Source organism: Paenibacillus sp. J22R232 (genome assembly GCF_056269165.1).
The window spans coordinates 1-25717 of the sequence record NZ_JBWDNK010000029.1; the positions used below are offsets into that span (position 1 = coordinate 1).

The 25717-nt window shown below is 47.3% G+C and carries 25 protein-coding genes, 2 tRNA genes, 2 rRNA genes and 2 pseudogenes; 20 read left to right on the forward strand and 11 right to left on the reverse strand.

Going from position 1 to position 25717, the window contains the following annotated elements; all coding sequences use genetic code 11:
* The 13 genes from AC0YN3_RS32435 to AC0YN3_RS32495 all read left to right on the forward strand — a co-directional run.
* Positions 1 to 102 (forward strand): 23S ribosomal RNA (locus AC0YN3_RS32435); the annotation flags it as partial.
* 159 nt (positions 103 to 261) lie between these two features.
* Positions 262 to 378 (forward strand): 5S ribosomal RNA (rrf, locus tag AC0YN3_RS32440).
* An 88-nt stretch (positions 379 to 466) separates the two neighbouring features.
* The gene (locus AC0YN3_RS32445) at positions 467 to 1660 is read left to right on the forward strand and encodes a GNAT family N-acetyltransferase (protein ID WP_475778957.1); all 1194 of its coding nucleotides are present in this window, start codon (positions 467 to 469) and stop codon (positions 1658 to 1660) included.
* 145 nt (positions 1661 to 1805) lie between these two features.
* Positions 1806 to 3263 carry an IMP dehydrogenase gene (gene guaB / locus AC0YN3_RS32450; RefSeq protein ID WP_475778958.1) on the forward strand — a complete coding sequence of 486 codons (1458 nt, stop codon included), beginning with the start codon at positions 1806 to 1808 and terminating at the stop codon, positions 3261 to 3263.
* A 187-nt stretch (positions 3264 to 3450) separates the two neighbouring features.
* Positions 3451 to 4740 carry a D-alanyl-D-alanine carboxypeptidase family protein gene (locus AC0YN3_RS32455; protein ID WP_475778979.1) on the forward strand — a complete coding sequence of 430 codons (1290 nt, stop codon included), beginning with the start codon at positions 3451 to 3453 and terminating at the stop codon, positions 4738 to 4740.
* Between the two features lie 128 nt (positions 4741 to 4868).
* The gene (gene pdxS, locus AC0YN3_RS32460) at positions 4869 to 5750 is read left to right on the forward strand and encodes a pyridoxal 5'-phosphate synthase lyase subunit PdxS (RefSeq protein WP_054025851.1); all 882 of its coding nucleotides are present in this window, start codon (positions 4869 to 4871) and stop codon (positions 5748 to 5750) included.
* 80 nt (positions 5751 to 5830) lie between these two features.
* A complete protein-coding gene (gene pdxT / locus AC0YN3_RS32465) occupies positions 5831 to 6415 on the forward strand; it encodes a pyridoxal 5'-phosphate synthase glutaminase subunit PdxT (RefSeq protein ID WP_475778959.1) in 585 nt (194 codons plus the stop codon).
* Between the two features lie 52 nt (positions 6416 to 6467).
* Complete coding sequence (gene serS, locus AC0YN3_RS32470; protein ID WP_475778960.1) at positions 6468 to 7754, forward strand: serine--tRNA ligase; 1287 nt, start codon at positions 6468 to 6470, stop codon at positions 7752 to 7754.
* 83 nt (positions 7755 to 7837) lie between these two features.
* Positions 7838 to 7926 (forward strand) — tRNA-Ser (locus tag AC0YN3_RS32475).
* Between the two features lie 126 nt (positions 7927 to 8052).
* Positions 8053 to 8400 carry a hypothetical protein gene (locus tag AC0YN3_RS32480; protein WP_475778961.1) on the forward strand — a complete coding sequence of 116 codons (348 nt, stop codon included), beginning with the start codon at positions 8053 to 8055 and terminating at the stop codon, positions 8398 to 8400.
* Positions 8401 to 8415: 15 nt separating this feature from the next.
* Positions 8416 to 8592 (forward strand): hypothetical protein, encoded by a 177-nt coding sequence (locus AC0YN3_RS32485; RefSeq protein WP_475778962.1) that lies wholly within the window; start codon positions 8416 to 8418, stop codon positions 8590 to 8592.
* Positions 8593 to 8640: 48 nt separating this feature from the next.
* Positions 8641 to 8790: a small acid-soluble spore protein P gene (locus AC0YN3_RS32490; protein ID WP_475778963.1), complete on the forward strand. Its 150-nt coding sequence runs from the start codon at positions 8641 to 8643 to the stop codon at positions 8788 to 8790.
* 145 nt (positions 8791 to 8935) lie between these two features.
* Entirely contained in the window at positions 8936 to 9994 is a 1059-nt protein-coding gene (locus AC0YN3_RS32495) for a hypothetical protein (protein ID WP_475778964.1), read from the forward strand.
* 248 nt (positions 9995 to 10242) lie between these two features.
* On the opposite strand, the gene AC0YN3_RS32500 is transcribed toward AC0YN3_RS32495, so the two are convergent.
* The 4 genes from AC0YN3_RS32500 to AC0YN3_RS32515 are packed head-to-tail and all read right to left on the reverse strand — an operon-like array spanning position 10243 to position 14549.
* Positions 10243 to 11001 carry a PHP domain-containing protein gene (locus tag AC0YN3_RS32500; protein ID WP_475778965.1) on the reverse strand — a complete coding sequence of 253 codons (759 nt, stop codon included), beginning with the start codon at positions 10999 to 11001 and terminating at the stop codon, positions 10243 to 10245.
* Between the two features lie 20 nt (positions 11002 to 11021).
* Complete coding sequence (locus AC0YN3_RS32505; RefSeq protein ID WP_475778966.1) at positions 11022 to 11858, reverse strand: energy-coupling factor transporter transmembrane component T family protein; 837 nt, start codon at positions 11856 to 11858, stop codon at positions 11022 to 11024.
* The gene (locus tag AC0YN3_RS32510; protein ID WP_475778967.1) at positions 11845 to 13671 is read right to left on the reverse strand and encodes an ABC transporter ATP-binding protein; all 1827 of its coding nucleotides are present in this window, start codon (positions 13669 to 13671) and stop codon (positions 11845 to 11847) included. Before AC0YN3_RS32510 ends, AC0YN3_RS32505 begins: the two co-directional genes overlap by 14 nt.
* Complete coding sequence (locus AC0YN3_RS32515) at positions 13668 to 14549, reverse strand: DUF8171 family membrane protein (protein WP_475778968.1); 882 nt, start codon at positions 14547 to 14549, stop codon at positions 13668 to 13670. The genes AC0YN3_RS32510 and AC0YN3_RS32515 overlap by 4 nt, the downstream gene beginning before the upstream one ends.
* A gap of 239 nt (positions 14550 to 14788) precedes the next feature.
* Here AC0YN3_RS32515 and AC0YN3_RS32520 point away from each other — a divergent pair, with 239 nt between their 5' ends.
* Positions 14789 to 15634 carry a MurR/RpiR family transcriptional regulator gene (locus tag AC0YN3_RS32520; RefSeq protein WP_475778969.1) on the forward strand — a complete coding sequence of 282 codons (846 nt, stop codon included), beginning with the start codon at positions 14789 to 14791 and terminating at the stop codon, positions 15632 to 15634.
* A gap of 137 nt (positions 15635 to 15771) precedes the next feature.
* On the opposite strand, the gene AC0YN3_RS32525 is transcribed toward AC0YN3_RS32520, so the two are convergent.
* On the reverse strand, positions 15772 to 16128 hold the full coding sequence (locus AC0YN3_RS32525) for a DUF4870 domain-containing protein (protein ID WP_183571155.1): 357 nt from the start codon (positions 16126 to 16128) through the stop codon (positions 15772 to 15774).
* A gap of 199 nt (positions 16129 to 16327) precedes the next feature.
* On the opposite strand from AC0YN3_RS32525, the gene AC0YN3_RS32530 reads away from it, so the two are divergent.
* On the forward strand, positions 16328 to 16660 hold the full coding sequence (locus AC0YN3_RS32530; RefSeq protein ID WP_475778970.1) for a PadR family transcriptional regulator: 333 nt from the start codon (positions 16328 to 16330) through the stop codon (positions 16658 to 16660).
* A complete protein-coding gene (locus tag AC0YN3_RS32535; protein ID WP_475778971.1) occupies positions 16657 to 18021 on the forward strand; it encodes an FtsW/RodA/SpoVE family cell cycle protein in 1365 nt (454 codons plus the stop codon). The genes AC0YN3_RS32530 and AC0YN3_RS32535 overlap by 4 nt, the downstream gene beginning before the upstream one ends.
* Before the next feature lie 73 nt (positions 18022 to 18094).
* Here the strand turns inward: AC0YN3_RS32535 and AC0YN3_RS32540 are convergent, their stop codons facing one another.
* The 5 genes and pseudogenes from AC0YN3_RS32540 to AC0YN3_RS32560 all read right to left on the reverse strand — a co-directional run bounded on the left by AC0YN3_RS32540 (position 18095) and on the right by AC0YN3_RS32560 (position 21614).
* Positions 18095 to 18427: a hypothetical protein gene (locus AC0YN3_RS32540; RefSeq protein WP_475778972.1), complete on the reverse strand. Its 333-nt coding sequence runs from the start codon at positions 18425 to 18427 to the stop codon at positions 18095 to 18097.
* A 196-nt stretch (positions 18428 to 18623) separates the two neighbouring features.
* Positions 18624 to 19445 carry an AIM24 family protein gene (locus AC0YN3_RS32545; RefSeq protein WP_475778973.1) on the reverse strand — a complete coding sequence of 274 codons (822 nt, stop codon included), beginning with the start codon at positions 19443 to 19445 and terminating at the stop codon, positions 18624 to 18626.
* Positions 19446 to 19498: 53 nt separating this feature from the next.
* Positions 19499 to 20059: pseudogene (locus tag AC0YN3_RS32550) on the reverse strand (TerD family protein); the annotation flags it as partial.
* Positions 20060 to 20468: 409 nt separating this feature from the next.
* A complete protein-coding gene (locus AC0YN3_RS32555; RefSeq protein ID WP_475778974.1) occupies positions 20469 to 20888 on the reverse strand; it encodes a YhjD family protein in 420 nt (139 codons plus the stop codon).
* Between the two features lie 462 nt (positions 20889 to 21350).
* Positions 21351 to 21614, reverse strand: a complete 264-nt coding sequence (locus AC0YN3_RS32560) for a hypothetical protein (protein WP_475778975.1) — start codon at positions 21612 to 21614, stop codon at positions 21351 to 21353.
* Between the two features lie 442 nt (positions 21615 to 22056).
* Here AC0YN3_RS32560 and AC0YN3_RS32565 point away from each other — a divergent pair, with 442 nt between their 5' ends.
* On the forward strand, positions 22057 to 22602 hold the full coding sequence (locus tag AC0YN3_RS32565; RefSeq protein ID WP_475778976.1) for a hypothetical protein: 546 nt from the start codon (positions 22057 to 22059) through the stop codon (positions 22600 to 22602).
* A 318-nt stretch (positions 22603 to 22920) separates the two neighbouring features.
* On the opposite strand, the gene AC0YN3_RS32570 is transcribed toward AC0YN3_RS32565, so the two are convergent.
* Positions 22921 to 22997: transfer RNA gene (locus tag AC0YN3_RS32570), tRNA-Arg, on the reverse strand.
* A 179-nt stretch (positions 22998 to 23176) separates the two neighbouring features.
* Here AC0YN3_RS32570 and AC0YN3_RS32575 point away from each other — a divergent pair.
* The 3 genes and pseudogenes from AC0YN3_RS32575 to AC0YN3_RS32585 all read left to right on the forward strand — a co-directional run.
* Complete coding sequence (locus AC0YN3_RS32575; RefSeq protein WP_475778977.1) at positions 23177 to 24328, forward strand: HD domain-containing phosphohydrolase; 1152 nt, start codon at positions 23177 to 23179, stop codon at positions 24326 to 24328.
* A gap of 231 nt (positions 24329 to 24559) precedes the next feature.
* Positions 24560 to 24733 (forward strand): hypothetical protein, encoded by a 174-nt coding sequence (locus AC0YN3_RS32580; protein ID WP_475778978.1) that lies wholly within the window; start codon positions 24560 to 24562, stop codon positions 24731 to 24733.
* A 351-nt stretch (positions 24734 to 25084) separates the two neighbouring features.
* A pseudogene (locus AC0YN3_RS32585) lies at positions 25085 to 25717 on the forward strand (hypothetical protein); the annotation flags it as partial.

The following is a 25717-nucleotide window of genomic DNA, read 5'->3' on the forward strand; positions in this document are numbered from 1 at the left end:
AGTATGTAAGACCCCTTGAAGACGACGAGGTTGATAGGTTCGGGGTGGAAGCACAGCAATGTGTGTAGCTGACGAATACTAATCGGTCGAGGGCTTATCCTAAACACGTTTGCCGTGACCCATACATCCGGTAGACAGCAGCAGTAAAGGTTCAGCAAACCTGATCTTTCGTATCCAGTTTTCAGGGCGTAAACACCTTGAAGGACTTTTGCCTTATTCATTCTGAGGAAACTCAGGATGTGGAAGCAGCAAAACATCCAGTTTGGTGGCGATGGCGGAGGGGAACCACGCGTTCCCATACCGAACACGACCGTTAAGCCCTCCAGCGCCAATGGTACTTAGACCGCAGGGTCTTGGGAGAGTAGGACGTCGCCAAGCACGAGAGACCTATCGCATGTGATGCGATAGGTTTTTTTGTTGTATATACGTTATGATAATAGTATCTGAATAAGGGAGGCGTTACGGAATGTCAAAGCAAGTAGAAATCAAGCCAATGGGCATAGAGCTTTTTGATGAAAGTATGTTATTATCACAATTTGCTTTTCAATTCGAGAAATCTGCAGAGGAACTTGCGGAAACAAAGAAGCAGCTCACAGAGGAGCCGGCTGCAAGATATGCTGCATTTGTCAATGAGCAGTTCGCTGCACAAGCAGCAGTACTGGACCTTCAAACCTACATCGGCGGCAAAGTGTTTAACATGGGCGGACTTGCTGGCGTAGCGACGTGGCCTGAGTTCAGAAGGCAAGGCCTAGTTGCACAAATACTAGTTCAAGCAATGCATGAAATGAAGGAGAAAGGACAAGTTATTTCCTTTTTACATCCTTTTGAATTCGGATTTTATCGAAAATTTGGCTGGGAGACATATACAGAAAATAAATCTTACACGATACAGAAGGAACAGCTGCCTGCAAGATTCCCATTTGAAGGGCATGTTGAAAGGTTTAAAGGCGATTATGAATTGCTCTCTCGCTTATATGAAGCATATGCGTCCCAATATAATGGTTCGCTAGTGCGTTCCGATCTATGGTGGAAATATCGGATTAGCAAACGAAAGCCTGGCCAAACAGTCGTTTATTATGACGCATTTGGTGAAGCGCAAGGATATATCATTTATGAAGTGAAGAACAGCCGCTTAACCGTGCACGAGTTTATTTATCTAAATGAATCAGCAAGAGCCGCGTTATGGTCGTTTATTTCTCAGCATGATTCAATGATTAAAGAGCTGACGATTACTGTTCCATCGGACGATCAGCTTCCGTTTCTTTTGGCTAATCCGAGAATCAAGCAAGAGGTTGTTCCTTATTTTATGGCACGAATTGTGGATGCGGAGCAATTTATCTCACAATATGCGTTTAATGCGTCAGCTGCAGAGGATTTGATCCCGATCCAACTGCGCGATGATAAAGCACCATGGAACGACGGTTTATATTTATTGCATATAAATGGAACCGGAAAGGCCGTTTTTACGCCAATTGAAGAGAAACCATCGCTTGAAAACCCTATAAAAATGGATATTGGAGCGCTAACAACGATGCTGCTAGGGTATGTGCGGCCGACTAAGCTTGCCCAATTAGCAAGGATTACTGGAGACGACGAGCATATTAAACGCTTACAAGTCCGTATTCCCGAACGAACTACGTATTTGCCTGACTTTTTCTAAGGAAATGGTTCGGTAATGCTCTTTCCAAACACGTACAACGTGGATGTAACAAAGCTATTTATCAGCCTTGACAGCCTATACCCCCTCTGCTAATATTGCTAATAATATATGTGAGACGTACTTAAAATAAGGGAGGAACATACTCGTGTGGGAAACGAAATTCGCCAAAGAAGGGCTAACGTTTGACGACGTCCTGCTTATTCCGCGCAAATCAGAAGTGCTGCCTAGGGAAGTTGACATCTCGATTCGATTAAGCGAGAACATAAAGCTAAACATTCCGCTCATTAGCGCAAGTATGGACACCGTTACAGAAGCCGCTTTGGCGATTGCAATAGCTCGTGAGGGCGGCATTGGCATTATTCATAAGAATATGTCGATTGCACAGCAAGCGGAGGAAGTAGACCGTGTAAAACGTTCGGAGAGCGGTGTAATTACTAATCCTTTTTCGCTTACGCCTGATCACCATGTTTACGACGCAGAAGAGCTAATGGGCAAATACCGTATTTCAGGTGTGCCGATTGTTGATCAAGACAAGAAGCTTGTCGGTATATTGACAAACCGTGATCTACGTTTTGTTCACGATTACTCCATTAAAATAAACGAAGTCATGACCCGCGACAATCTTGTAACCGCGCCTGTTGGTACAACTTTGCAGGAAGCAGAAGTATTGCTTCAGAAGCACAAAATTGAGAAGCTTCCGCTTATCGATGAGTCGAACACGCTTAAAGGACTTATAACGATTAAAGATATTGAGAAAGCAATCCAATTCCCTAATGCGGCTAAGGATCAGCATGGTCGCTTGCTTTGCGGAGCAGCGGTTGGTATTTCGAAGGATACGATGGATCGTGCAGAAGCGTTGGTTCAATCAGGAATCGATGTGCTTGTCGTAGATTCGGCCCATGGCCATCACATTAATATTTTGGATGCGGTTCGCAAGATTCGTGCTACCTATCCTGAGCTTACGATTATTGCAGGTAACGTTGCGACGGGTGATGCTACACGCGACCTAATCGAAGCTGGCGCATCTGTCGTTAAAGTAGGAATCGGGCCTGGCTCGATTTGTACGACACGCGTTATTGCTGGTATCGGCGTTCCGCAGATCACTGCGATTTACGATTGCGCATCGGTTGCACGCGAATATAATATCCCGGTTATTGCAGACGGCGGCATTAAGTATTCCGGTGACATTACGAAAGCTATCGCATCTGGCGCAAGTGCGATTATGGTCGGCAGCTTGTTTGCAGGAACGGCTGAGAGCCCGGGCGAAACGGAAATTTTCCAAGGTCGCAGCTTTAAGGTATACCGCGGTATGGGTTCCCTTGGCGCTATGAAGGAAGGCAGTAAGGATCGTTACTTCCAAGAGAACGAGAATAAGCTTGTTCCGGAAGGCATCGAAGGCCGTGTTCCTTACAAAGGACCGCTCGCAGATACGGTTCACCAACTGCTTGGCGGATTGCGCTCAGGCATGGGCTATTGCGGTACAGCATCGCTGGACGAGCTAAAGAACGATACGCAATTCGTTCGCATCACGGGCTCCGGTCTTCGTGAGAGCCATCCGCATGACGTGCAAATTACGAAAGAAGCTCCTAACTACTCTCTATAAACTACACCTGATTCATAGAATTGAAACGAGGCAAGGAAAAGCGATCGAATCGCTTTTCCTTGCCTTTTTTTTATGAAGGATTACTCATACTACTTAGGACCTGAATAGGTTTAATTGTTAGGGTTCGATATGTTACAATTAAAAACGGACAAACCAAGTGGGAAAAGGGGAGACGACGTTGAAGGAAATGGTAAGACCGGTACGGTTAAAGTCGGTCATCGCTGCAAGTTTGGCGAGTTGGATGGTCATGCTGTCGCTTGGTTCTGCGGTAGCTATGGCAAATGGATATCAAGGAAGACCCAGCACGGAAAATTCTTTAGGCTTACAAGTCAAAGCAGCTATTCTAATTGATGCGGATTCCGGTCAAGTATTGTATGAGGTAAATTCGGATGAACCGCTTCCTGCGGCGAGTATGACCAAACTAATGACGGAATATATCGTACTTGAGGAAATTTCGAACGAGCACCTATCCTGGGACGAGGTCGTAACGACAAGCGCGGAAGCTGCTTCGACTCCTCCGGATGGCTCATCGGTATTTCTAGCGCAAGGCGATCAACATACGGTTAGAGATTTATATAAAGCAATGGCCGTTGGCTCTGCAAATGACGCAACGATTGCATTAGCATCGCAAATTGCAGGCAGCGAGCAAGGCTTTGTCGTAAAGATGAATGAAATGGCTGATAAGCTAGGTCTTAAAACAGCTATTTTCACAAGCGCAACGGGCTTATCGGAGACAACGGTTATTTCCGCCGCTGAAATGGCCAAGCTGGCACAAATTATTTTGAGCGAGCACCCTGAATTTCTGGAATATTCCAAACTGCAGGAATACAAATTCCGTGAGCGTGATAAGGATCCGATCGTTAATATCAACTGGATGCTTGGTACGAACACGAATCAAACCGGACTCAAGCATTTGGCTTACGAAGGCGTAGATGGCATGAAGACCGGGTTTATTAACTCAGCCGGATACAACTTCACAGGTACCGTCAAGCAAGGCGAGCAGCGCTTTATAAGCGTGGTTATGGATACCGCTACGAAGTCTGCCCGTTTCAATGAGACGGCAAAAATGTACAATTATGGTTTCAGCACTTTTGAGAAAAAAACGGTGCTTGCTCCGAAATCCGTGGTAGAAACGGTACAAACGGTTAAGATTAAGAAGGGCAAGAAGAAAACTCTTCCCGTTGTGACGGATAAAGACATTACCTTTATGGTGAAAAAGGGTACCGACCCTAAGATTGAGGTTGTTGACAGCACGTTAAAGGCAGAGTCAGAGCTAGTAGCTCCTATTCCGTCCGGTACCGTTGTCGGTACGGTAACTTACAAATATACGGATGCGGAAACAAAGCAGGAATTGAAGCGAACCGTTAATTTAATTACGACAGAGGATGGCCAGAAAGCAGGCTGGTTCCGCCTAATGTTCCGCGCAATCGGAGATTTCTTTGCTGGTTTGTTTAACGGAATCGTCAATTTGTTCTAATCCGAGTTAGAAACAAGGAAATAAAGCAAATCAAGGCTTGTCGATTAATCTTGGTTCCTGTAAAATCAATGGTTAGAACAACTGCGGTAATATACATTTTATTGGATGAAAATAGGAGGATTTGAAGCATGGAAACAGGTACATCGCGCGTTAAACGCGGCATGGCAGAAATGCAAAAGGGCGGCGTCATTATGGACGTTATGAGCGCCGAGCAAGCAAAAGTAGCAGAAGCAGCAGGAGCAACAGCGGTAATGGCTCTTGAGCGCGTTCCTTCTGAAATTCGCGCAGCAGGCGGAGTAGCTCGTATGGCTGATCCGACCATCGTAGAAGAAGTAATGAAAGTCGTTTCTATCCCGGTTATGGCTAAGGCTCGTATCGGTCATTATGTAGAAGCTAAAGTGCTCGAATCCATGGGCGTTGACTATATCGATGAGAGTGAAGTGCTTACGCCGGCAGATGAAGTGTTCCACATCAGCAAGCATGAATTTACAATTCCATTCGTATGCGGAGCAAAAGATCTTGGAGAAGCTTTGCGCCGTATTCAAGAAGGAGCAGCAATGCTTCGTACGAAGGGTGAACCAGGAACAGGCAACATCGTTGAAGCTGTTCGTCACCTTCGCTTGATCAATGGTCAAATTCGCAAAATTCAAGGTTTGTCGAAGGACGAGCTTTATCATGAAGCTAAGCTTCTTGGCGTAGCTTATGACTTGCTTCTTAACGTTCATGAGACGGGCAAGCTTCCCGTGGTTAACTTCGCAGCAGGCGGAGTTGCTACACCATCCGATGCGGCGTTGATGATGCATCTTGGAGCAGACGGCGTATTTGTCGGTTCAGGTATTTTCACGTCCGAGAATCCAGAGAAATTCGCCCGCGCTATCGTTGAAGCAACGACTCACTACCAAGATTACAAGCTAATTGCTGAAGTATCGAAAAACTTGGGCGCTCCGATGAAAGGGATCGAAATTTCCAAGCTTAACTCTTCAGAGCGTATGCAAGACCGCGGTATCTAATAGATGTAATATGCAGCAGGTGCCGGCTTAGCGCATATCGCGCAGCCGGCCCTTGCCCGTAAAGGAAGGCGAATTGAGCGATGAAGATAGGCGTACTAGCGCTTCAAGGCGCAGTTGCAGAGCATATAAGAAGCTTAGAATCGGCGGGCGCAGAGGCGGTCGCCATTAAGCGGGTTGAGCAGCTTGATGAGCTTGATGGACTTGTTATACCAGGCGGCGAGAGCACGACGATTGGCAAGCTGATGCGGAATTATGGCTTTATGGAGGCAATTGCCGAGTTTTCTGCGCAAGGCAAGCCATTGTTCGGAACCTGTGCGGGACTTATCGTATTGGCGGATCAGATTGAAGGCCAAGAGGATGCGCATTTGCGGCTTATGGACATGACCGTGGCGAGAAACGCTTTTGGCAGGCAGCAGGAAAGCTTTGAGACGGATTTGGACGTGAAAGGCATTGATGAGCCTGTCCGTGCGGTCTTCATCCGTGCGCCGTTGATCAAAAAGGTTGGCTCTTCCGTTGAGGTTCTTTCCACATATAGAGATGAGATCGTGACTGCAAGGCAGGGACATTTGCTTGCCGTATCTTACCATCCCGAGCTGACTGACGATTACAGGCTGCATGCCTATTTCGTGGATATGGTGAAGGAAGCGGCAGCAGGCAAAGCGTAGTCTTTACGAAAATAATATAAAATCACTCCCTTCAGAGAGGGGCTTTTGAAGCATGCTGGACGTTAAGTTGTTAAGAAATGAATTTGAAAAGGTTGAGACGGCGCTCCGCAACCGCGGCGCTTCGCTTGATCTGATTGCGAATTTCCCAGTGCTTGATACGAAGCGCCGGGATCTCATCCAAGAAACGGAGACGCTGAAAAGCCGTCGCAATACAGTTTCCCAAGAAGTCGCCAAGCTCAAAAGATCGGGCGAGGATGCCGAGGCTCTCATCCTTGAAATGAGAGAAGTAGGGGACCGTATAAAGGAGCTGGATGACGAGCTCCGTTTGCTAGAGGTACAGGTAGAGGAGCTTACGCAAGCGATTCCGAATATACCTAGCGAAAGCGTCCCGGTCGGCAAATCGGAGGAAGACAACGTAGAGCTCCGCAAGCATGGCCAAGTGCCTAGCTTTGACTTCGAGCCGAAGCCGCATTGGGAAGTCGCGCAAACGCTGGGCATTTTGGACTTTGAGCGGGCTGCCAAGGTTACGGGCTCCCGGTTTACGTTCTACCGCGGCTTAGGCGCGCGTCTAGAGCGTGCTTTGATCAGCTTCATGATGGATTTACACAGCGACAAGCATGGCTATGAAGAGGTACTGCCTCCTTATATCGTGAACCGCGACAGCTTGATTGGCACGGGCCAGCTCCCGAAGTTTGAGGAGGATCTATTCAAAATTTCGGATTCGGATTATTTTCTTATTCCGACTGCCGAGGTTCCCGTTACAAACCTTCACCGCGAAGAAATATTGACGGCGGAGGAGCTTCCGAAATATTACGTGGCATACAGCTCCTGCTTTCGTTCAGAGGCTGGTTCCGCGGGGCGTGATACGCGCGGCTTGATCCGGCAGCATCAATTCAATAAGGTCGAGCTGATCAAGCTGACAAAGCCAGAGGACTCCTACGACGAGCTTGAAAAGATGACAGCTAACGCAGAGAAGGTGCTGCAGCTGCTTAATCTGCCATACCGGGTTTTGACGCTTTGTACGGGCGATATGGGCTTCACGGCAGCCAAAACCTATGATCTGGAGGTTTGGCTGCCGAGCGCCGGCACGTACCGCGAAATTTCCTCTTGCTCGAATGTAGAGGATTTCCAGGCTCGCCGCGCTGGTATCCGTTTCCGCAGGGATACGAAGAGCAAACCGGAATTCGTTCATACCTTGAACGGATCAGGGCTTGCGGTTGGGCGTACGTTCGCGGCTATTATCGAGAACTTCCAGCAAGCAGACGGCTCAGTGACGGTTCCTGAAGTACTGCGTCCTTACATGGGCGGAATCGAATCGATCGAAGCTGCAAAGCTTTAGAATTTTTTTACCACAGCGTCAAAATGTAGTTGCATCTATGTTTTGACCTGTGGTACAATATTTCTTGTGACAATTGAATGCATGGAGAGATACCGAAGCGGTCATAACGGGGCAGTCTTGAAAACTGTTAGGGTGCAAGCCCACGTGGGTTCGAGTCCCACTCTCTCCTCCATATTTTTCTAACGTTGAATTTGAACAAGTCCATACGCGAAAGCGTTTGGGCTTTTTTTGTTATTGTTGTTCTCGTATAAAATAAAGCCGCTCTTCGCATGTTATACGGTGTGGAGGTGCTTTATTGATGGGTAAATCAGATGAGCTGCAAATGAACCAGGAAAACCTGGCGGACGCTTGGCGGCAAACCTTGCCGGAGACGCTGAACAGCGCCGACCGGAGCAGGGTTCTGCCTGACGAGTCGGATTCTAAGTCGCTGCGCGTAACGATAGACACGGCTGGCCACCAAATGTATTCCTTCGATTTCAAAGTGACGTATGTAGACAGCCGTGAAGTAAAGGTAGAGCTTGTTGACGTAGAGAAGGACAAGGTATCCGTGGATGAACGCGGCGAAATCATTCAAGAGCTCATTCAGGACTATACCAGACATTTGCATGAATGTGCGCAAGCGCTGCAGCGCTTGACGCATGTGTAGAGGAGCGACTAGCCGATGACAAAAGCAAAGGGAACTGCGGATAAAAATTTATCAAACGTGGTGGATACTTTGGATATAGAGGCGGTTAATAGCCATCATGCCCAGCAGCTGCAGCAGGATAAAAATGACCGCAGGCATCAGGATGCATTGAACCATGATCAGCCAACGGATTTGGAGCATCAGAAGGATTAGCGTTCAGCTGCTGCTCATGAGCGGATTCTGATAAAGGAGGCGATTCTTTTGTCAAAGCCAGACAGTATACCGGTTCCGGAAAGCAATCCTCAAAATAATAAGCAAAAGCAAAGCGGCGGCGGGCAGCAAGAGCCATTATCCGGTTCGAAAAAAACAAAACAGCGGAACCATGTTGACCATCATAACCCGCAGGGTTAAATCAAGCCTATAGTCCTTGGTTTAAATAGATCAATCGTCCCGTTTCGGTTATCCGAGACGGGATTTTTTGGATATAACTTCTAAATGCAGGCTTTTTAGTATAGAATGGAGGTGCTCATAAAAAGATAGGGGAGGAACTTATTACATGAAGAAAGTACAGAAAATAGCGGTGTTATTGCTTGCCGTTATTTTGGTCGTTATTGCGGGCTGCAGCTCGGGTAAACCACCGAAGCAAGCGTTGCAAGCGGCCATGACGAAGATTACAGAGGCGGACTCATATGCAGTAAAAATGTCATTCGGTTTAGATGAGCTTGAAGTACCGCAGGATACGGCCGTTCAAGGAGATGCAGCTGCAACCGCAGCGATCGTTGGCATGATCAAGGACGCTTCCATCACGGTTAATGCGATTTATCAGAAGGAGCCTATGCGTACCGATTTGAACATGGAGATCGTCATCCCAGGCGATATGCAGATGAAGCTGACGGTTCCAATGATTCTGACGGAAGAAATATTATATGTAAAAGTGCCACAAATTCCGATGCTTCCGCTGCCTGAGACCATTACAGGCAAGTTCATCAAAGTAGACCTGAAGGAGCTCGCTGAGCAGCAGGGTGCGGCGGAGCTGGACTTGACTACGCAGCAGAAGCTTGGCAAGGAGATTGGAGAGGCGGTTCTTAAGCATTTTGATGAGAAGACCTACTTTAGCGAGCCTAAAGCATCAGATGCAGGTTTGCCTGCCGATCTGAAAGCTGATCAGGTCATAGCCTTCGAAATTAACGAGAGCAACTATCCGAAAACGGTAGACACGGTCATTAACCAAGTACTGCCTGAGGTGTTGGACATTTTGCTTGCGAATGAAGCCTCGCTGAAGTCGCTTCAGCTGGAGAAGGCTGATATCGAGAAGCTGAAGACAGATCTTGAAACGAACAAAACCGAAATTTTAGATACGCTTAAAAATGATGTCAAAATTAATTCTGCCAAGCTAACGGCTGCTATCTCTGATGGCTACCTCTCTTACCAAGCAGGCAAGCTAAGTGTTGCTGCATCGGATAAAGAAAGCGGTCAGAGCATGAAGCTTGGAATCCATTATGACGTCGTATATTCAGATATCAACAAAGCGCCTAAGTTCGAGAATGAAATCCCTACGGACGCGATCTCGATGGATGAGCTGACTCAAATGTTCCAGCTGCCTACAGGTCTATAATAGAACGTGAAAAGAAGCAGCCTCTGTTATTCCGGAGGCTGCTTCTTTGCGTAATTTCACGCGATCAAGTATTCTTCTATTTCTACGCGAAACGTAAGCTTAGCCACCAGAGGACGGCCAAAGCCGTTTACGCTTGACGTATAGGAAAGTATAGGATTTCATTCATTCTTCCTCTATACGTTTCGCTGAAACGATGGCATCTATTGAAAGGACGCCGTCAGACGTTTCTTCTTATCAGGAGGGAAGGATTAAGCGACAACCATTGATTTTTTGAGCAGCTCCTTCATCATCTGGGCCGCTTTTACTTTAACGTTCAGGCAGGCGGATATTTCAATCTGGAACTTGCCATTCAGAAGCTCGCTGCGCAGCTGCTCCGCCGTGCTGCAGGGGGCATGGAAGCGGTTAATGACGCTGCCGAATTGCAGAGGCTGGTGAGAATCGCTACCAGCGCTCACGCGCAGTCCGAGCTCATCAGCGAGTTGCCTGACGTCGTCGGCCATGCCCAGCCCATACTGGAATAGGTCCTTGGCATTCATATCAAGGCAATCGAGGCGCTGCAGCGTCTGCACGGCATGGTGCGTAAGAGGGGTGCTCTCTCTCATAGGATGAGCACCGATTCGCAGGAGCTGCTGATCATCGGTTCGGTCAAGCAGCTCCTCCAATGGAATGAAATTATCTTTCCCGGTGTGCGGTTCAAGCTGTCTGCGCAAGTCACGAATCAGGATACGATTGCCAATGATTAATATATGGCCTTTGTTCGCTACGTCCACCTCCATGCCGGAGAACACCTTTAGGCCTTCAACGAGATAATAATCATCCTTGTAATCAAAATGTTGGTCAAGCTGATCCAGCATATCCAGGAAATGAAGCGTATTAAAATGCTCGGTGAGAGCTACCGCGTGCAATCCGTTTTCCTTAGCTTCGCGAGTCATAGCAAGGAAATAATCGAGGGAAAAATGCGTTTTTTTGGAAAGCTTTCCGTGTGTGTGCAAATCAATGTTCATCATCTGCCATAATCTCCATTCTGTTAGTTAAATGAAAAGGAAAGATAGTGCCCAAGACTGAATAGCGCGATTACATAGATGAGGGAACAGCCAAGAAAGACGAAATCAAGCGCGTTAACCTTCATATGGGAGAGCTTAAGCTTCTTCGCTTCCGGACTCACCAGTGCGTACGTAAAGCCTCTGACCTCCAGCGCTTCAACAGTTGTCCGCGTCCGCTTAGCCGTATTCAAGAGCAGGGGATAAAACGCGCGCACGCCGATTTTGGCCAAGTAGATCAGGCTGTTCATGCGGAGGAAACCTTTTTTGGCAGGAGCTCTGCCTCTCAAACGAAAGGAATGAATGAGATTATGATACTCTTCGATTAGAATGGGCAGCATCCGGTAGCCGTAGGATACGCCGAAGCTGAACTGCCCTGGCATGCCTATGCTCAGCAGGGCATCACTGAGCTTCTCGGGGTCCATGCTGGAGAAGACGGCGATGCTGGCGAGCGATATAAGCAATATTTTGAGCGTTAAGGTTAGGAGCGGCCAGACAGCCTCCAGGCTTCCCCCGAACAACAAGGAGCCAAACAAGATATAGCTGATCTCGCTGACAAGGCCAATTCCCATGATGATGAGCACAAGCGGGCTTACTTTTGATGAGAGCGTAAGGACAAGCATCGGAACGAGCAAGCCCAGCAGGACGACTTTGTTATGGATGAACCAAGGAGCTACCGCGAAAAAAGAATACCAGACGAGCAGAATACGCGGGTCAAACCGGGATAGAAAGGTGGACTGCCTGCCAAAAGCAGTACGCATGAGTTCGATTTTGATTTGCTCCACGCTTAGCTTGTCGAGCATGCTCTGTTTAATGGCTTCCAATTGCAGCACTCTCCTTGCTTCTGTTTAAGTCATGCGAAGTGAGGGGCTCTACGACGACTGATGCAAGGAATTCATCTACCGATAAGGAAGGCGGATGAATTCCCAGCCTCTGGCTGAGCTGAGTAATCTGCGGCGCTAGCAGCCCGGCCTTCTCCAGTATGGCAACGTGGCTGAACAGGGAGCGTTGATCGGTATCAAGCGCGACGGCTCCGTTATGCATGACGATAACGCGGTTAGCCCACTCGGCAACAAGCTGCATGTCGTGCGTAGCAATGACCGTTGTTTTAACCCGGCCATGCAATTGAGCCAGCATATCGGTCATCTCGCGCCGGCTTGAAGCATCCAAGCTCGCAGTCGGCTCATCAAGGAGCATAACGGTTGGACGCATAGCAAGGCCGATCGCTAAGGTCGCCCTGCGCTGCTGACCGCCGCTAAGAAGCCTGCCATCTCGGTCTTGCAGGTCCGTTAATCGCATGCGGTGGAGAACCTCGTCTACAAAGGAGCTATAATCCGGGCTGTTGCGGGACTTTAAGAAATATTCCACATCCTTGCGGACCGAATCTTCTATGAACATTTCCTCAGGGTTCTGATACACATATGCGACATAGTCAGCTAGCAGCTCAGGTGAAGCCTGTTTGGTGAGGTGGCCGCAAACATCGAGCTGGCCAGCGCTAGGACGTCGAATGCCCGAAATGAGTTTTAATAACGTCGATTTGCCTGCACCGTTATTTCCCACTAGAGCAATGCGATCGCCCTCGTAGAAACGAATGCTCATATCCTGAATAACGGGATACTTCTCTCTTGTGATGGTTTTGTAGCCATAGGAAACGTTGGCAAAGGTGACTAATGGATGAGATGCTGAAACGGACTCACGAGTGGGCTCCTTGATAATCACGTCTTTGTTATTCTGGGATAGTATCCTTGCTTCTCTGAAATAAGCGGCTGCGTCCTCGATCGTTATCGGGTATAGCCGGTCTTGGAGCTGCACCTGATTTATGGCTGCCTCTGCATCTCGCACGGCAAGTGTAACCTGCGGGGGCAAAATATGCAGGGCAGCAAGCTCATCGACAGCCGATAAAGCGGCCTGGACAGGCTTAACCCAGCGTATAGTCCCACTATCCATTAGGATGACCTTATGGCAGTACTCGGCAATAAACTCGGTGTGATGCTCGATGACGATTATCGTTTTGCCAAATTGTTCATTAAGCAGCCTAAGCTTTTCGTAAATAAGCTTGGCATGATAGGGATCGAGCTGGGCGACCGGCTCATCGACAATAATAATGTCTGGATCAAGCGACAACGCCCCAGCCAAAGCGGTAAGATGCTTTTGCCCGCCGCTAAGCTGCCAGATCCACTGCTCCTTCAAATGATCAATGCCTAGCATGGCTAGCGCGCGTTGTCCGCGTTCCCGGTAATCGGCATAGCCGTAGTTAAGCGGTGCAAAGCAAGCCTCGTCATAAACGGTAGGACGTACAAGCTGGTTTTCAAAATCCTGAAATACGTATGCAACCTTGCGCGATAGCGAGGATACCGTTTCTTCGGCAGCGGTCAGTCCTGCGACCTGGATAGAACCGCTTAAATCGCCTACGTAATAGTTAGGAATTAATCCGTTAAGGCATTTGCATAAGGTGGATTTGCCGCTGCCGTTTGTTCCTGCTATCGCAATAAACTCCCCGGGATGGATAATAAGGTTAATATTGCGAAGCGCGTTCGCTTCAGCTCCGGGATATTGGAAATGCACGTCGCGCAGCGCTATTATTGGTGTCGGCTCCCCCGGTCTCCGCTCGGTTGCTCCCTTGTTTCCGGCGCTCATAGCTTTATGTTTCCTGACGTCCGGGCAGACTTGGCTTTGGCACGAAACGCCGCGGTCAGAGTCAGAATAAGAACAAGAAGCGCAGCGATAGCACTAACCCAGATGAAGCCGCCGCCGTATTGTTCAATAAACTCAGGCTCCCAGACGGCAAAGTTAATATCCGACTCAGCCAAAAACTCAGCAATTACGCCAACAAACACAAAGAGGATAGCGGTAATGAGAAGACGCGGCGTCAAAAGCTGACCGAATGAAATGGCTACTCGGCTGTCACGCGGCTTCATGCCGAGCAGCGGTTCGATTTTGCCATATAGGCGGGGAACTAGAAACAGGGTCGGCAGCAAGGAGAAGAAAATGCCTGTAATCAGCATCGCATTGAGGAAGCCAACTCCTTCAATAAGCAGAATGCTCTCCGGTATGCCAGGTACGGCCTCCAGATCTTCGATGCCAAACCATACCTTGCCGATATCAACGATCGCGCCGAGCATTTGGTCAATGCCGACCGCAACGAAGGAAGCCAACGCCAGCTGCTTGCGATTCCGAGGATCGCTGACAAGCAGCCCTGCAATGTACATGGCGATGGTGAATTCGATAAACTTCTCAAGCTCGCCGAGTCCTCCGAATTGCCCAAGCAGCAGCTCTCCGAATATAACCTCGCCGAACGAAGCGCCGAGAGCCGCATACAGAGGATTAAACAGGATACATAAGGTGAGGGGAATAAAAGCAAAGTACTCTACCTTCAGCTCAATCGGACCAAGCTTAAGCTCGGGAATGAGCTCAGAGAACATGTTGGAGATTCCGTACAAGGACATGGATAGGATGAAGACCATAAGCTTTTGCGATTGCGTTAACTCGTAACGGCGCTTAGGCGCTGAAACCATTGTGATTCCTCCTAAATTGTTTTGTGAAGCGGGCATCAGGACGGTTTGGACTCGCTTCGGAATGAATTCTTTTACAATACTAGGGGGCAAATGTTTTCGGATGGTCAACGAATTGTATGGATTGTGTAAAATAAAATACATAAATTAAAAAATGAAATATAAATATCATTATGGTGCAACAAATGTTATAATTCTTTTAGACAAATGAAGCAGCATCAACAGATAGGAGATAAAGCAATATGACAGCTTTCCAGTTGGAGATGGATCTCGACAGCATGTCAAAAAGCCAGCAGAAAATTGCGAATTACGTAATGGGCTCGCTTCAGCAAATTCCGTATTGTACGGAGGAAGATATCGCAACGGCGGTAAATGTGAGCACGGCGACCGTATCCCGTTTCTGGCAGGCCATAGGCTTCGCGAATTTAAAGGCTTTCAAGAAACATCTGCTGCAGAACGAGCACGCAACGCCAGCTCACAAGATGAAAAAAATATTAAACAAGATGGTGCATGAGGAAGCAGATGTCGTTCAGGAGATGCTGGATATGGCATCAGCCAATATCAAGGTCACTTCGGAGCGGGTAGAGCGGGAATCCTTCTACAAAGCGGTGGACGCGATTCAGTCGGCTCGGAAGGTATACGTTTTTGGCACGGGAGCTTCGATCAGCTTAATCGAGCTTCTGCGATTCCGGTTAAACCGCGTAGGCGTGGAGGTAGAGGGGATGGCGGGGAGCGGCAGCGAGCTGCTTGAATCGCTTGTTCATGCCGGGCAGCGGGATGTCGTTATCATGTTCGGGTTTGTCAGGCGATCTCCGGAGCTGACGGTACTGCTAGAGCATGCTGCTGTGGCAGGCTACACTACGCTGCTCATTACAGATCTCCTCGTATCCGATATGCTGGAGCAGAGCGATCTCGTTTTGCAGGTGGACCGGGGCGAATTAGAGGGATTTCACTCGATGGCTGCCCCGGTTGCGCTTATAGATGCGATAGCGGTAGCAGTGACCAAGCGATTAGGAGAGCCGGCGTTTGACCGGCTGGACCGGCTGCATGCGCTGCGCAAGAAATATGCATCGCAGCTGCCCAAATAAAAAAGACGCCGGAGCTGTCTGCTCCGGCGTCTATGTTTATATAAGCATTTATATGTTTTCACATATAAATGTGCTTATATATATCTGCGAAACGACTGCTTTTGCCACAGAGGACGGCAACAGCCGTTAACGCTTAATTATTTGAAGAAGCGAATCGTTAAGGGATAGCGATAGCCGTTGCCCTCGGAAGCGCGAATAGAGCCTATGATGGTGAATACGAGCCAAAATACGAATAACAGCGGCGTCGTAATAAAACCGATGACAACGAATATGAGCAGCCCGGATATAAATGTGTAGATCATATTGCTGATTTGAAAATTAAGCGATTCCTTGCCGTGCATGTCAACGTAGCTGGACTGGTCTTTTTTCAAAAGCCAGATCACAAGCGGGCCGATAATATTGCCGAATGGAATGATTAATCCGCTGAATGCGAGCAAATGTGCCAGCATGCCATACGTTTTCTCTTCCTTATGGAGCCCAAAAGGCTGGTTCATCTTCTGATTTCCTCCTAATGTAGTTAAATCGAATGAGTTTCATTATGTACTTATACGTCGGTCGGATGGAATAATGTGCAAAATTTTAAAGGTTTCTTAAAAAATAGGAAGCATAGGAGTTGTAATCGGTCGATGGCAGAGTTATACTAATACATAGATATTCGATGCATAGAGAATCGATACTTACTCGGAGGACGTTATGAAAATCAATAAAGAGTTGATGAAAGGCAGCACGGTCATTTTAATTTTGACGCTGCTTGATCGTAAGGAAATGTACGGCTATGAAATGACCAAAGAAATTGAAAAAAGCTCCGACGGCTTGTTTACCTTCAAAGAAGGAACGTTATATCCGATTCTGCATACGCTGGAGGTCGATGAGCTAGTCGAGTCGTATTGGAATGAGGAAGGAGGCCGTAAACGCAAATATTACCGTATTACGGAGCGCGGAAGAGGACAGCTGGAGGAGAAGAAACAGGAATGGGCGTTATTTCGCACGACGGTTGACCGTGTTATTGGGGAGGGGCTAGCATGAATTCAAAAAACGGCCAGCCGGAAGCGGTTAGAAATTACATAACGCAGGTATGCGAACATGTAGGGGCAAGGGACGTACATCCCGATATTGAGCTTGAAATGTCCAGCCATTTGGAAGAGCGGATTGCGGATATGCGCGGCGAAGGAATCCAAGAGGAAGAAGCTATTCACCAAGCGATAGTCCAGATGGGAGATGCTTCACAAATCGGCAGGCAGTTGCATGCAGCCCACAAACCGGTCATGGAATGGAGCTTAGTTGCTATTGTCGCTATTTTGGTCAGTATCGGAATACTGGGTATGTATGCGGTACAGCTCGCTTACAGCGGCAAGGAGATTTATGAAGGCAATAGCCTTTTGATCAATAAATCATTTTATACGGCGATTGGCGTTATATTGCTCTCCATGATCTGTTTTACTAATTATCAGAAGCTAAAGAAATATTCTTGGCATCTTTATTGCGGCATGGTGCTGATGATGATGCTCGTTTCGGAGTATGGGATATGGGTAAACGGATCGAAGCGTTGGTTTTCCTTTTCGACGTTTTATTTTGATATATATGCCTTCTCTCCCTATTTGTTCATGATTGCGATTGCTGGAATGTTGACGAGTGGCGAGGAGAAGAGTCAAGGATTAATGAAAAATTCGATTAACTTTGGCATAAAGGTTCTTTTATATGCGCTGGTTCCTATGCTGCTTTATGTACGGAATTCAGACTTTCATGATTTTACCGTATATAACGTCGGGCTTATCCTACTACTAGTGTTTGTAGCCAAAGCATACAAATTGGCGTTGGCGTGTATAGGGGCAATTGCTGCCGCAGGTACAAGCATGGTACTAATTTCCCAACAGTTAAGATCTTTTATTTCGTATAGATACTTATCCGACTCCTTTTATAAAATGGACGATCCGGGGGGCACTGATTACTTAAGGGTAAGCATCTTAGAGGCAATCCGCTCTGCTGGAATGTGGGGACAAGGCTTCGGCAAGCCGAATCACACGCTTCCTTATTTGCAAAGCGATTCAATCTTTACCTATTTGATTTACAGTTTGGGCTGGGTGTTTGGGTTAGGTATGATAGCTTTGGCCATACTGTTGATTAGCAAAGTGATAAGTGTTGCAAGCAAGCTCAATGATCCCTATGCAAAGGCGCTTACTATCGGGTTGTTCTCCATCATTGGTTTTCAATTCGTTTGGAGTATATTCATGTCAGTTGGCATGGTGCCTTTGCTGTCGATAGGAATGCCATTTATCTCATATGGGGGAACGAATGGCATAATCGAATTGATGGCAATGGGAATGATTCTAAGCGTTTACCGGCGGAGAAACATGGTGAGCCGCCTGCATCAGAATGCTAAGACGTAATGATCGCAGCTCCAATATACTAAAAAAGGGATATCCGCTCGTAGTCGTCACTACGAAAGGATATCCCTTTTGATTAAAAGCTGCCTGGTGCAGGCGGATATGGAGGATACTGCTGCTGCTGATCCTTTTTGGAAACAGCGTAGATGAGGAAGGCGGCTGTCGTCAAATGAAGGATCATTCCCAGAACAGGGATCCATGCTAGAACGGATGTTACGATACCTAGGATACTGCCTACAATCGGTTTATTATGCTGGGAGCAAAAAACGAGCGTAATAATGTGAAGAACAAGTGTTACGAACAGTACCGTGTAACCGGATAGCATAACTAGCGTGCCACCGAGCAAGGGAATGCCTAATATTCCCTCAATAATTGCAGTAACAAGTAGCAAAGTGCTTGCGGCTTTCATGTCGATACCTCCTTAAATGATAATGACAGCGATCTTCGTCCCTGGAGACAGAGTGTTTCGTGAACTTGGTTTGTACTTTGTACGTCAGACAATAAGGCTAGGTTACAACGTTTCAAGCCTGTTTAGATCGGTGGTGCAGTAACGATTGGAATAGGCCCTGCCGACCGGCAGGGCCTATTCCAATCAGTTATACGTTTTATTTCAGAAATTTGCCGATAATTCCGCCAAGTCCGCCGCTATTGTCTTGCACATGACCATGACCTTGTCCATGTCCATGACCTTGGTTCCCGCCAAACGTGTTGCCGAAAGCGCTGCTCTGCTCTTGAGGCGTATAGCGTTTGTCATCCATTCCGAATTTAACGCCGCTTTCGCGCTCGTAAGGTTGAAGAATGACAACCTGGTTAGGATCGTTAAATTCGTACATGTAGGATTCGCCGGATGTTTGGCCGATTAGCGTCTTCCAGTTAACGTCGAGCTTTACTTTCGGAGATGGCCCCGTCCATGCCACGATGGCATCCGGATCCACGCGGCAAGGCCCTTGCAGGACAAGCGGATTGCCTTTAGTTTTAATGGCAACTTGTGCGCCATGGCCATTGTAGGATAGCTTGGACGTAAACAAGCCGCGCTGAGAGATAATGCCTGAACCGATGATAGTCACGCCATAATGGCAAGACTCCGTGAAAGCAAGCAGGTCTTCGCTCTCGACGCTAACGCTTTGCCAAGCGCCGCCTTGCTCCAAATTAATAATGGTAACATGGGAATTCTCATCAGCAAGATATACAATACCTTGTCCTTCGACTTCCATGATTTCCAGGTTTTCACCCGTTACTTTACGCATGCCATGATTAATGACTTGACCGACAATGTTACCGGAGTTCGTACCGAGCAAACGTTTGGAATATTTGAACTTGCTGTTATAAGCCTGATCGGCTACCATTGATCCTTTTTTGGCAAAGAACTGCCCTTGTCCTTCTGCTTTCAGGAACAATTCGCGCTCGACTTGAAATTGAAACGGCATGTAGGCGTTACCTCCGAATAATTGATGGATAATTGCAGGTTGAAAAAAGAGCGTTACATGGCACCGTAGTGAGCACAGATGCCGGCAAGATCGAGAGTCAAGCCCGTTCCGACTGCATTAAATTTCCATTCGTTCCCGTGACGATAGACTTCCCCTGCAAGAATCGAAATAGAGGTCGAGTAGTCTTCGGATAGATCGAATCTACAAATTTCAGCACCGTTTGCTTGATTTACAATACGTATATAGGCATTGGATACTTGTCCAAAGTTTTGGTTTTTGCGAATAGCCTCATCAATCGTTACCGTGAACACGATTTTCTGAATATCCAAGGACACTCTCGACAGTTGAATTTCTACCGTTTCATCATCGCCGCTTCCTTGACCGTCGCGGTTATCTCCCTTATATCTGGTCGAACCATCAGGGCTCACTAGATTGTTGTAGAATACGATATGGCTCGATGTAGGAACGGTATTGGTTTGCCCAAGCAGAAACACTTCAGCGTCCAGATCGTAGCTCTGGCCTTGCAGCTGATTCGTATCCCAGCCCAGCCCAACTTTCAAAAAATCAAGCCCAGCATTATTTTTGGTGAGATCAAGCTTCTGTCCTTTGGCGAGTACAAGTCCTCCCCCAGGACTGGCTTGAGGAGCGGGAGCTGCGCCAAAAGGATTGTTCGCTGGTCCGCCTTGAATGCCTCCTTGAATGCCTCCCTGGATGCCGCCTTGCTGAATGCCACCCTGTTGAATACCGCCTTGTTGAATGCCACCTTGGCCTCCAAGTACATTCGATGGTCTTCCTGAATTAAATTCAATGCCCATATGAATTGCCTCCTCCATTCAAATTTAAATGAAAACCCTCATGATCGAAACTTGGTGAAAATTGACTCTTTTGTAGAAGGATATGAAACTATTTGTAGTATATCAGATTGTTATAGAAGATTATAGCGCCCGGTAGAGGAGGAGAATGAAGAAAAAAGGCTCGCCGGAATGGCGAGGCTTCGAAGAGGAACGACTCCCGTTTCATTAACTAAGGGGTAGGACGGATATTTTTGGAGAAAATTTCTGCATTATAGGCGGAGATCATTATGTTAATTTCATTGCGTATGTATGTACTTGTAAAGTCGATTTGTTCTTCAAATCCGCGGCAGTTATAGCGATAGCTCAGCTTATCGCTCGTACCGCTGTTCACACAGACGGCAATGCTCCTGGAAACCAAGATCCTTGTGTTTGCCTTTAGGTCTGTTCTCATCTGTACGATAATAAGGTCTGCAGCTTTGGCAAAAATAGCACGCAAGGAGCGGGCCCGCCGATCCAAATCGAGTCGGTTCCGTTCAACAGCTGCCAGTGCCAGCGGAAGAATAATAGCGCGTTGTATGAGTCCCATCTCCTCTGCGCCAGGCGGATTGCAATGGTTTACATTGTTTACGTTCAATAACGGCATGGCCATTCGTAAATCACCTCATGCACATTATAGGGGAACAAGTGTTCTTAAGTCAACAGCTTGCCATTAACAAATGAAACAAAAAAGTCTTCCGCGATATAATCGCAGAAGACTGTAGTATACATGGATATCGATCGCATATAAAAGAAATGGCGCGCCCGAGAGGGCTCGAACCTCCCACCTAACGTTTAGGAAACGTTTATTGAGATGTAAATTACCTTATAGGCCTTGCGGTGCCTATAGCGGGCAAACAGACGTCGACTCGTAGTGTACGCGACCACCGTGCGTTATCAAAATTTTACCGAAAATAAGGTGTGTAAACAAGTTCCGAGGCTATTGGAACGAGTGTTGCGTAGGATGGCGCGAGTAAGACGGTTACATTGGCGAAATAGATACGAAAAAGGCGCGCCTTTTTGCGGTGTAATTCCGTTTACGGTCGCGCCTTTTTGCGTGTAGTTAAACCGTAGTCTACTTAATTTTGTTTGCGATCTTATTGAGGTATCGAAGTATCTCCCCAATTCCGATAATAATAATCCCGAAAGAGACGTTTGTAATCATAATCTCCCAACTTGTAGCTAAGCCGACAACGAGGCCAGCAATCACTATTAAAGCACCAACAATATTAAAAGCGTTAATGGTAGATTTTTCTTCTGCCTTCTCTATCTCTGCGTTGCTGCGCGCTCGCCATTCGGATGTTTTGTCGCCTTCTTTTACCTCGCTTTTTATCTCCATGAACATGCCTCCGTATGTAAAAGTTTACTTCGACTAAACGCTGCTGTGATCGATTCTAGTTAGATAACAGTATAAACCTTCCTCCATATATTAGGAAGGAAAACCCGCCATAATTAGCAGGCTCCGCACAGCATAAATCGGCAATCATAAGCACCTTCGCGTCCGTTCCGTCCAACAACGTCGTCAACCGTGTCTGCTGGTATTCACTCATCGTTACTTACAGCACGGTTGGGAACGACCCATTGTTCGCCTTCCAGCTTCCGGTATTGCAGAGCTCGCGGTATAATCCGATTTTACGTTTGTTTCGCGTCGCCATCGCCTGCGTGTTGTCGATTTTGAAGATTGTATCCGCCGACTTTCACGGTGCTCTTATTCATTGTTCTCATTTCCATTATCTGCTAAAATAAACATAGCGCGTTGCATATATAGTAGGGGCATTTCAATGAAAAAGATAATATTTGCGCTAGCTATATCCACAGTATTAACTGCTTGTGGAAATAACTATGAGAACGCGTTAGTACAAACGACATACGTATTTGGTACTCCGTGCATGGAGTCATATGTAAATGTCAACGACGTTGCAGACAAAACACCGAAGGAAGTTGCTACTGTTCTTGGTGAACCGTTATTCAGTGAAACTTTTGACTTCGCAATGGGTCCGGATAAGACGGAATTGCCTGTCACAAAGAATTATTACTCCGAAATGTTAGATGATAAAGAGGGCGCCGAAGTTGGTCTCGTAGAAATAATATTCGCTGACAACGGGGCTCGCTGGATTCGCGTTAATCTCATAAAAGGCCAGTATAGTAAGTACGATCGTTCCGCGATGCTCACACTTGTCGGTATTGAGCGGATCGAAATAAGCGAAGCTAAACCGTTGTCCACAACGTTTATGGGAGTAGGAGGATTTCATCGCGTAGAAATTCACGAGGATGGGCCTAGCGGTAATGGGACGGTATTAGTAGTAACACAAGACGAATACGAATAATTAAAAACGGTCACAGTTCATTGCGGCGTAAGATGACCGTTTTTTCTTTATTTCAAACGTATTTGATCACCTCTGTAATTGTTTTTCCCAGGCATTCCGTCACTGTGTGTCGATTAAAGCGCTCAAATCATTTGCTTGCGCGGCTTCTGTACAATTGAATGTGCCTTACTCTTGTCCATAACGAAAAACCTCCTACAAAATTCGTAGGAGGTCGCGTATGTATGGGCGATAGTTACCGTCTGTACCGTCTATAAACGTTAGGCCTTACGATTGCCTATACGTACATAGAAACGCTGTAACACCGCGGTTTAACTGAAATGGCGCGCCCGAGAGGGCTCGAACCTCCCACCTAACGTTTAGGAAACGTTTGCTCTATCCGGATGAGCTACGGACGCGCAGCAATATTTATTATAGCACGTGTGCTTTTATGGAAGCAAGGTAAAGCCGCTTGTTTTAAAGAGATTGCAATTATTGTCGAAATAATACTTCAAACCTACATGAATAGCAGGATTAAGGAGTGGAAAGGCGAATAATTGTAAGGACAAGAGCACGAACGGCTGGAGGAATCCATCTCATGGAAGAAAATCAAACTGAACCTGGCGCTTATAAATTGGATCTTTCGCCGGAACAAATGCTTAAGATTATCTTTGAATATACAGCTAAAATAGCCAACGAAAAAAAATTAGAGACCGTTCTTGTTTTAATGGCCAACCTGGGACGGGAAATGGTCGTTGCTGACCGGTGTACAGTGTGGCTCATTGACGCTGCAAGAAATGAGCTTTTTACGGTGGTGGCGCTTGATGCGGGTGAGATTAGAATCCCTTACGGAAGCGGCTTGGTAGGGAATGCAATCAGTACCGGCCAGCCTATATTCATCGATGATGCCTATGAAGACCCTAGACATAATCCCGATCATGACAAACGGACGGGCTATCGGACAAAATCCATTATGACGATTCCCTTTCGCAATAACCAGGGGGAAGTCATCGGTGCATATCAAGCTATTAACAAGCTTACCGAGAAGCAGTCATTCTCGACCATGGATATGGAATACCTGTCGCTTGCGGCAGCATATTCCGGCAAATCGCTTGAATCTACGATGCTCCATGCAGAAATTATAGAAACGCAAAAAGAAATTATACTTGCGATGGGCCACATTGGCGAAGGGCGCTCCAAGGAAACGGGAAATCACGTAAAGCGAGTCGCGCAGTATTCTTATATTTTGGCCATTGGCCTTGGAATGAGCGAATCTGAAGCTGATATGCTGCGAAGCGCGTCACCTATGCACGACATCGGCAAAGTGGCGATTCCGGATGCGATATTGCAAAAACCGGGGAAGCTTACCGCTGAGGAATATGAACAAATGAAAGAGCATGCCACTATCGGCTATCGATTGCTGCGAAAGTCAAAGAGACAGCTTCTTCAAGCCGCTGCAATCGTTGCGTGGCAGCATCATGAGAAATGGGATGGAACAGGTTATCCGCAAGGTCTTGCGGGAGAGAGCATTCACATCTATGGGCGTATTACGGCCATGGCAGATGTGTTCGATGCGCTCGGCAGCTCCAGGGTATATAAAGAAGCGTGGTCACTGGAGCGGATTCTGGCTTTGGTCAATGAGGAGCGGGGTAGGCATTTCGACCCGAGGGTGGTGGATGTTTTTCTGGAACGGCTACCTTTTATTCTCGAAGTCAAGGAACACTATAAGGATATGTTAGAAACAGAATAATGATCAAGCAGGGCCTCAAGAAGCAAATCTTGAGGTCTTTTTTTGTGTGATGAAATTGATTTGTACCTGTAGTTTGTTTGGCAATTATTCGGATTTGCTTGTACTTTAGTTGTGCTTATGGGTATTCACCGTGTTCAAAATTGGTTTTGGACATAGACTGATTTAGCTATTGTAAATTTCTACTATTTTTTGGGTTTTTTAAAAAATAGCAGGGAGGGGGAGTAACCGTCTATGAACAAGAAGGTTCAAGCACAAAGGTTGAATGAAGCGATCCAGAAGCTGCAATCAGCGAGAGCCCTAATCAAGACAAAACGCTTAAGGCACGCCAAGCAGCAGATTCATGATGCAGTCTCTTCATGCGGCTGTATCGTTTATAAAAAAGGAAAGAAGAAGCGCAAGGGTTAACAACAACGGAGGTGTGTAGGAGTGGCGAATTTTCGGGCGGGCTGCCTGCGAAAATTAAATTTAGCAATTATCGAGCTGAGAAAGGCAAAGAGGCTTACACGCAAAAATAAACTCCAAAGCGCTCAAAAAGACGTAAAGGATTCGATTCACATTTTGAATCGAGCTTTGGACTGCCTAGACGGTCCTCATCCACATCCAAAGCCGCATCCAAAACCTAAGCCGAAACCGAAGCCAAAGCCATGTCATAAAGCAAAACGGGGTCCGAGAGGTCCTAGAGGGTATCGGGGCTATGCGGGTGAAGCCGGTGCGCAAGGGGCTACCGGCGCAGTTGGACCAGCGGGAGCACGAGGGGTGGCGGGTCAACGAGGAGCAACGGGGACGGGATTAACTGGCGTTGTGGCATTTGATCCGAATGCGGAGCCGGGTTACCAAGTGGGTCAAGTGGTTACGTTTAACGGCACTACTTTTGTTGTAAATAGTGCTCCTCCTTTCGGCGATCCGGATATTTCGCCAACCTATACACTGCTAGCTGCAAGAGGTACAACCGGTGCAACAGGAGCTACCGGTCCTGCTGGGACGGGAACTGCTGGAGCACCCGGCCCAACGGGAGCAACCGGAACAGGCTTAGATGGTGTGATCGCGTTTGATCCGAATGCGGAGCCAAGCTACCAAGTAGGTCAAGTGGTTACGTTTAATGGCAGCACATATATTGTGAATAGTGCTCCTCCTTTCGGTGATCCGAATATTTCGCCTAGCTATACGCTGCTAGCAGCTGCCGGTGCAGCAGGTACTACAGGTGCCACAGGAGCAGGCGTAACCGGAGCAACCGGAGCAACCGGATTGCCAGGACCAACGGGAGAAACGGGTGCTACTGGTGCCGGACTCGATGGCGTAGTTCCTTACGATCCGCTTGCAGCGCCTAGTTATCAGGTAGGTCAAGTCGTTACGTTTAATGGAAGCAGCTATGTTGTAAATACGCCTTCT